The 6,213-nt window shown below is 38.8% G+C and carries 7 protein-coding genes; 4 read left to right on the forward strand and 3 right to left on the reverse strand.

What is annotated here, in order from left to right; genetic code table 11:
- Positions 1-41: 41 nt before the first annotated feature.
- The 3 genes from QVB70_RS03065 to QVB70_RS03075 all read right to left on the reverse strand — a co-directional run bounded on the left by QVB70_RS03065 (position 42) and on the right by QVB70_RS03075 (position 2,999).
- The gene (locus QVB70_RS03065) at positions 42-767 is read right to left on the reverse strand and encodes a flavodoxin family protein (protein ID WP_287583262.1); all 726 of its coding nucleotides are present in this window, start codon (positions 765-767) and stop codon (positions 42-44) included.
- Between the two features lie 458 nt (positions 768-1,225).
- Positions 1,226-2,038 (reverse strand): ABC transporter permease, encoded by an 813-nt coding sequence (locus QVB70_RS03070; protein WP_287583264.1) that lies wholly within the window; start codon positions 2,036-2,038, stop codon positions 1,226-1,228.
- A 1-nt stretch (position 2,039) separates the two neighbouring features.
- Entirely contained in the window at positions 2,040-2,999 is a 960-nt protein-coding gene (locus QVB70_RS03075) for an ABC transporter ATP-binding protein (RefSeq protein WP_287583265.1), read from the reverse strand.
- 259 nt (positions 3,000-3,258) lie between these two features.
- Between QVB70_RS03075 and QVB70_RS03080 the strand changes: the two genes are divergently transcribed.
- The 4 genes from QVB70_RS03080 to nth all read left to right on the forward strand — a co-directional run bounded on the left by QVB70_RS03080 (position 3,259) and on the right by nth (position 6,073).
- Positions 3,259-4,152 (forward strand): methylenetetrahydromethanopterin dehydrogenase, encoded by an 894-nt coding sequence (locus tag QVB70_RS03080; RefSeq protein WP_287583267.1) that lies wholly within the window; start codon positions 3,259-3,261, stop codon positions 4,150-4,152.
- Positions 4,153-4,229: 77 nt separating this feature from the next.
- The gene (locus QVB70_RS03085; protein ID WP_287583269.1) at positions 4,230-4,964 is read left to right on the forward strand and encodes a TatD family hydrolase; all 735 of its coding nucleotides are present in this window, start codon (positions 4,230-4,232) and stop codon (positions 4,962-4,964) included.
- A 163-nt stretch (positions 4,965-5,127) separates the two neighbouring features.
- Positions 5,128-5,283 carry a hypothetical protein gene (locus QVB70_RS03090; protein ID WP_287583271.1) on the forward strand — a complete coding sequence of 52 codons (156 nt, stop codon included), beginning with the start codon at positions 5,128-5,130 and terminating at the stop codon, positions 5,281-5,283.
- A gap of 142 nt (positions 5,284-5,425) precedes the next feature.
- Positions 5,426-6,073, forward strand: a complete 648-nt coding sequence (nth, locus tag QVB70_RS03095) for an endonuclease III (protein ID WP_287583272.1) — start codon at positions 5,426-5,428, stop codon at positions 6,071-6,073.
- Positions 6,074-6,213: the final 140 nt, after the last annotated feature.

Here is a 6,213-nt window from a genome sequence, read left to right on the forward strand (position 1 = left end):
CCTACCCTTTAGGGTGGGGTAGTTGACCCTATCCGTCGATACTATTCTTTCTTCATTGAGTCTAGAATCTGTTGGATAAACTGATTGAACCCTTCCATATACGGCTTCTGGGGTACAAGTTCACGGCTAACGGTCTTTAGGATTTCGGCGGACATTTTACCATTTTTCACGAGTTGGCGACCAGCCTCTTTCGCCGCTTCGAAGATGTCGTTTACAGCACCACTTTCTATCATAGGCTTCACTGCATGTGTATGAGGTCTCAGCAAAGCCCCTGCGAATTCAAAGTTTGAGTTCTTGCACATGGCCTTCATGTAGACAAGTAGCGGGTCAAAGATGTCCATCTCCCACTGGCCACCAACGGATACCAACACGACTTTTGTGGACGTGGTTCCTTCGCGCCAAATAGTCCGCGTATGACCATCGCGTAGCTCGTAAAATGGCCCGAAAAGCGGGAGCGCCGTTCGGTCAATAAGTGTCTTCATCGGTCCGGTGACTCCGTCCCAATAAACCGGAGTGGCGAACACCCAGACGTCCGCTTCGCGTAGTTTGGGGTAGAGCATGTTCATGTCATCGTCTTGATAGCACTTTCCGGGATGCTTGAACCAGCAATTAACCTGCCCGGTGCAAAAGTTGATCTTGAGCTTGTTCGTGTAGAAAAGTTCGACTTCAGCCCCAGCTTCCTTCATCCCCTCAACAAAGGGATTGAAGATCAGAGCTGTGTTTCCCTTGTCCATACTTGGACTGCAGTTGAATGCTAATACTTTCATATTGTCCTCCCTCCCTTAGATTGGGCACTTATTTTGCGCCCCTCCTTGGCACTTAAATTGAATCAAGATTCGAGAATCTAGAGCAATTTTTATAAGTCTATGTATGCGTTCTTGTTACTTTTATACTTTACTCGGTCATATACTTTTAGACGTTCTTAAAATAAAATTTTTCGATTGGATCAACAGTTGCGACTAATCATGGGGAACTGGGACAAACGTGGAGCATGGGTGGAAGGGATTGTATTTAGCGAGATATTACTCTTTTAGACGTATCTTTGTTATTGTTAAGCAAATCTACGCTTGAAAAAACCCTATTCTCCTGCTCTATTGCGATTTCATATTCCTAGTATCGTTAGCACTCATAAGAAATTTATGTATATAATTACCGGTGTTATTTACTTTCATCTCTTGCGATTATTAATTTTCATAACTCAGTAACAATAATAATAAATCTAGATTCAATCAGAAAGTTGCGAAATCATTCCAATTTTCCTTGCTCTTTTTATCGTGAATAGACAAACAGACCACGTTATTGCGAGCCATAGTACACTGGAAACGCCCATTTGAAGCAGTACAAACGATACATCAGCCATGCTTGCACCTTGAAGGGTTATTTCTCGCCACGCAATGAACGCATATGTAAGAGGAATGCTGTAACTTAACGGCCTAATTAGAGGGGGTAAAATTGTTACAGGGTAGAAAACGCCGCTGAAAAGGACAGTTAAGCCAGTGATCGTCCACGCCGTTACCTGGGCCTCTTGGCCAAAATAGAAAATTAAGATAAGAACTATAAGGCCTAACGAAACTGCCGCAAGAAAGACACTGAATATGATTAGAAAGACTGCAAAAACTCCACCGGCGAAGATGTTAACATTAAATGCAACTAAGCTACAGACTCCCATGACAGCAAGAACTACTACTCCCTTAATAACTCCTGCGAGTGCATTCCCAATGATAAACTGATTTTCATCTGCAGGGCTAGCCATCATGTCGATAAGAGTACCACTCCACATCGAATGCATGAGGCCATAACTCAAGGCTTGCTGAACAACATAACTAAAAGACCAGCCGCATTGTCCAATCAAAATGAATGTAACAAAAGATATGTTTGTGCTAGCTGAAACGTCTACAAAAGATCCCAGAAATCCTATGGAGAATAAACTCGCTAATGGCCACACTACAATTTCAAAGATTCCAATCGGACTTTTAGCGATATTGTGAGTCTGTCTGTAAGTGAAGCCATATACTTGACGAAGATAAACTCTGAGCATTTTACTTCAACCCCCGTCCTGTTAAGTTTAGAAACACATCCTCTAAAGTTGTCCGTCTCGTGTTTATTGAGGAAATCACAAATTTATGGGATAACAGGCGTCGAAGAATGGCATCTATTGAAGAATCAATATCAGAGACGTGAAGCACCAGTGCTCCATCTCGAAATGTTGATCTCAAAACTAGATCATCTAAGAATGAGGAAGGATCACCATCATAGTTTGAGAAGGACAACTCCAGGGATTCAAACTCAGAAACCTTCTTTTTAAGTTCATCCGGAGTTCCTATAGAAACGATTCGCCCTTTATCAATAAGAGCAATTTCATCACATAATTCATCTACTTCGTACATGTTATGTGAAGTGAGCAATATTGTCATTTCTTTTTCATGGGACAGTTCTTGAATGTAAGCACGTATTTTTCTGGCGATGTCAACATCGAGACCTAAGGTGGGTTCATCCAGCAGTAATAATTTGGGGTCGTTGAGAAGCGTTTTGATAAGTTTGACACGCTGTTTTAACCCCGAGGACAAATAAGCACTTTTAAGATTGGCTCGTTCCTTCAGGCCAAAGAATTCCAATAGGTTATTTATTTTTTCAACCGCCTCAGAATTGGGAAGGCCATAAAGTTTCGCATAATAAAGCAAGTTCTCTTTTGGGGAAAGATTCCAAAAAAGTGAGCCTTGTCCTGCACCATAATTACTTAAAGATCTTACCTCCCGTGCCTCCCGTACGACATCATGTCCAAAGACCTCTGCAGTGCCGGTGGTTGGCAAGAGAACGCCAGCTAAAATATGAATCAAGGTAGTTTTTCCAGCTCCATTAGGACCTAGAAGTCCATATATTGTTCCCTTCTTGATTTCTAGATTTACATCATCTAACGCCGTTACAGCTGGTGCTTTATTTAGGATGCCCCTTCCAGGATAGATTTTCGTAAGATTTTTTATTTCAACAGCTAACGTCAATTAGAGCCCACCTTTGAGAGAAGGAAATATGGTTTCAGTTTTTATGTTTTCTGAATTCGCAATTTAAAATGATGTTTATGTGCAAAAATGAAATTCTAAGGAAAGAACGGTCTTCTTTTGTATCAGTTACTTTTAATAAAGGTGAATTTTACTCAATTCAGAATTGAAAATATTCTTAAAAGTTTAAAAAATCGTTGAAAATAGAAAGGATAAAGCTTTTTGAGTCCAGATAAAAAATATAACATACGAGGTGAAACATGTGGGAAAAGAGTATATTATCTATTTAATTGATACGGACAAATATGCATCGCCCTTTGATATAAACATGTCTGTGGATTCTGGCTATGACCATGTGCACTGTTTTTCAAATGTTGAACCAGAGGATGTAAAAAACCTTGTTCAAGATGCGATATTCAGCCGAGGAGTAAAAGGATGCCAATACACTGCCCTATTCATTGGAGGTAGTGACCTTCCAAAAGTTTTGCAGGTGTTAGAAGAAGCAAAGAAGGCAATGGTTCCTCCCTTCGAGGTTCCTATAATGATAGACCCAAGGGGTGCATATACGACTGCTGCCGCGGCCGTTGCAAAAACAGAAGAAGCTTTAGTGGAAATGGGTGGCTTTGAGGGTAAGAATATCACTATTTTAGCGGGAACAGGACCTGTAGGGCAAGTTGCCGCAATATTGTCAGCAAAAAGCGGCGGAAACCCTCTGATCAGTTCCCGAAAATTCGATAGAGCTAAAGGCATCGCCGAAAGATTAAGTCAGGAGTACCAGATACATGTGAGATACGCTCAAGGCGCAAATGCAGAAGAAATCTATGAGGCATCAAAAGATGCAGATGCAATTATCGCAGCTGGAAAAGCGGGTTATCAACTCATATCAAAAGGGACAATGGAGCGTTTAGATCGTTTTAAAGTTGCTGCTGATATTAATGCGGTCCCACCACTTGGCGTAGAAGGACTTGGTTCATTAGATGACAAAGAAGAATTTATGCCAGGAAAAATAGGCATAGGGGCTTTAGCGATCGGTGATTTAAAACTAAAGACAGAAAAGAATGCATTGAAAAATATCAAAGGAACTACAGGCGTTTTCAGTTTTGAGGAAGCATATGATATTTCAAAGGAATTACTCGCAAAGAGAAAAGAAAAGTAGAATAGTTATCTTGTCAACTTTTTTTGACATTTCTCTAATTTTTTATGCTTTGTTGGATTTTAAACGAGAGGACAAATATGTATACGGATGATCATTGTCATCTCAATGAATATAAAGATCTCTCAGAAGTTTTACTCAGAGCAAAAGACGCTAACGTAAAATATATAATTGGCGTCTCAATGGACATTTCCTCCTTCTATACAACCACAGAAATTGCTAAACAATATAATACTGTAATTCCTGCTATAGGGATTCACCCTTGGAACGCTCCAAAGTGTAAACAAGACGTTAATAAAGTTAGAGAACTCCTTCCAGAAAAGGGCGTCTTGGGCGAGATAGGCTTAGATCACCACTTTATTAAGAACAAGGAGGAATGGGAACCGCAATTCACAATTTTTGAATCTTTGCTGTCTATCGCTGAAAAAAAAGAAGCGAGTGTGATCATACATTCAAAAGGTGCAGAACATGAGACACTGAATATATTGGAATCTTATAGACTAAAAAGTGTGATCTTACACTGGTATACTGGACCAGATAATCTACTTTCTCGGATAGTCGATAACGGATATTTTATGAGTTTTACTCCGGCACTTCATTATTCACCAAAATTACAGACTTTTGTGAAACGCTTGGATGTCTCATGCATATTAACGGAAAGCGATGGACCAGTATCCTATAGAAAAAAGAGAGGGGAACCTGCAAATGTCGCGGAAATTGTAGATAAAATCGCACAATTGAAAGGTCAGGATACAGAAGAAACGCAGAGGGTTATTTTCAACAATTTCAGAGAAATTTTTGTGAATAATGCCTAATTAGAAACAATCTAGCAGTGTATTCAAAGGGAAATTACTGTGATTAGGCAGAGAATTCGTTAAGGAAAACACAAGACTTTACTTCCATTTGCCGATATATGACAATTAAAAAGTGAAAGCAGTATTATAGCGATAGTAAATCAATTTTTTTGGAGGTCTTCTGATGGTAAAGTATATTCAATGCGGAGATTGTTTAACTGTGAAAGATGAAGAGGGTAAATGCATTTTTGCTAATGAAAAAAGAATTATTGAAGGAGAAGAATACGTATTTTGTTGTACACGCTGTGCTGACTCTTTTGAAAAAAAACATAATGGATAAGAGTTTTTTTAAAAAAGCGAATTTAATTCATTCATTATTTTATCTCTAATCAAGTATTTTTGATTATAGATCAGAAACTATTTTATCAATGCCGAAGTTATAATTCACCTGAACAATTGACTTTTTCTTTTATTTGAGAGGGATGAAAATAAAGGACATGGATGAAAAAGAAAGGATTCAGGAAATCCGAAAATTATTGAAGAAAGAATATCCCAAGCCAACTGTCGCTCTAAACTTCTCAAATCCTCTAGAAATGTTAATCGCAACGATTCTCTCCGCCCAAGCTACAGATGTTAAAGTGAATGAAGTCACAAAAGATTTATTTAAAAAATATAAAACAGCACATGATTATGCTGAGGCGGATCGAACCGAGCTTGAAAACGATATACGTCCGACCGGATTTTATCGCAATAAGGCAAAATATCTTCAAGAGGCATGTAAACTCATAATAGAAAAGTTTGATGGAAACGTTCCTAATACTATGGAGGGGCTAATATCTTTACCAGGTGTGGCTCGGAAAACTGCTAACATAGTGATATCAAATGCTTTTGGAAAAATTGAAGGAATTGCAGTCGATACACATGTAAAGAGGCTTTCACAAAGGTTGGGGCTGACGAAAAACAAAAACCCCGACAAGATAGAGCAAGATTTAATGGCAATTATTCCAAAAAAAGAGTGGTTTCAATTTACATATATGATTATAGATCACGGGAGAAAGATTTGTCATGCAAAAAAGCCAGAGCATGATAAATGTGTTGTGCGAGAATTATGTCCCTCCGCAGATGTTTAGTTAATAGGGACGTAATTGCAGGTATTAGGGGATAGGAATGACACTGGATAAGTATCTAGAAGAAGAAGGGTTCAAAAAAAAGACCTCAAAACCATTGGATAAATATCTAGAGAAAAGAGATTTTAATAAGACTTCAGAGC

Source organism: Candidatus Borrarchaeum sp., assembly GCF_019058535.1.
Taxonomy (GTDB): Archaea; Asgardarchaeota; Sifarchaeia; order Borrarchaeales; family Borrarchaeaceae; genus Borrarchaeum; species Borrarchaeum weybense.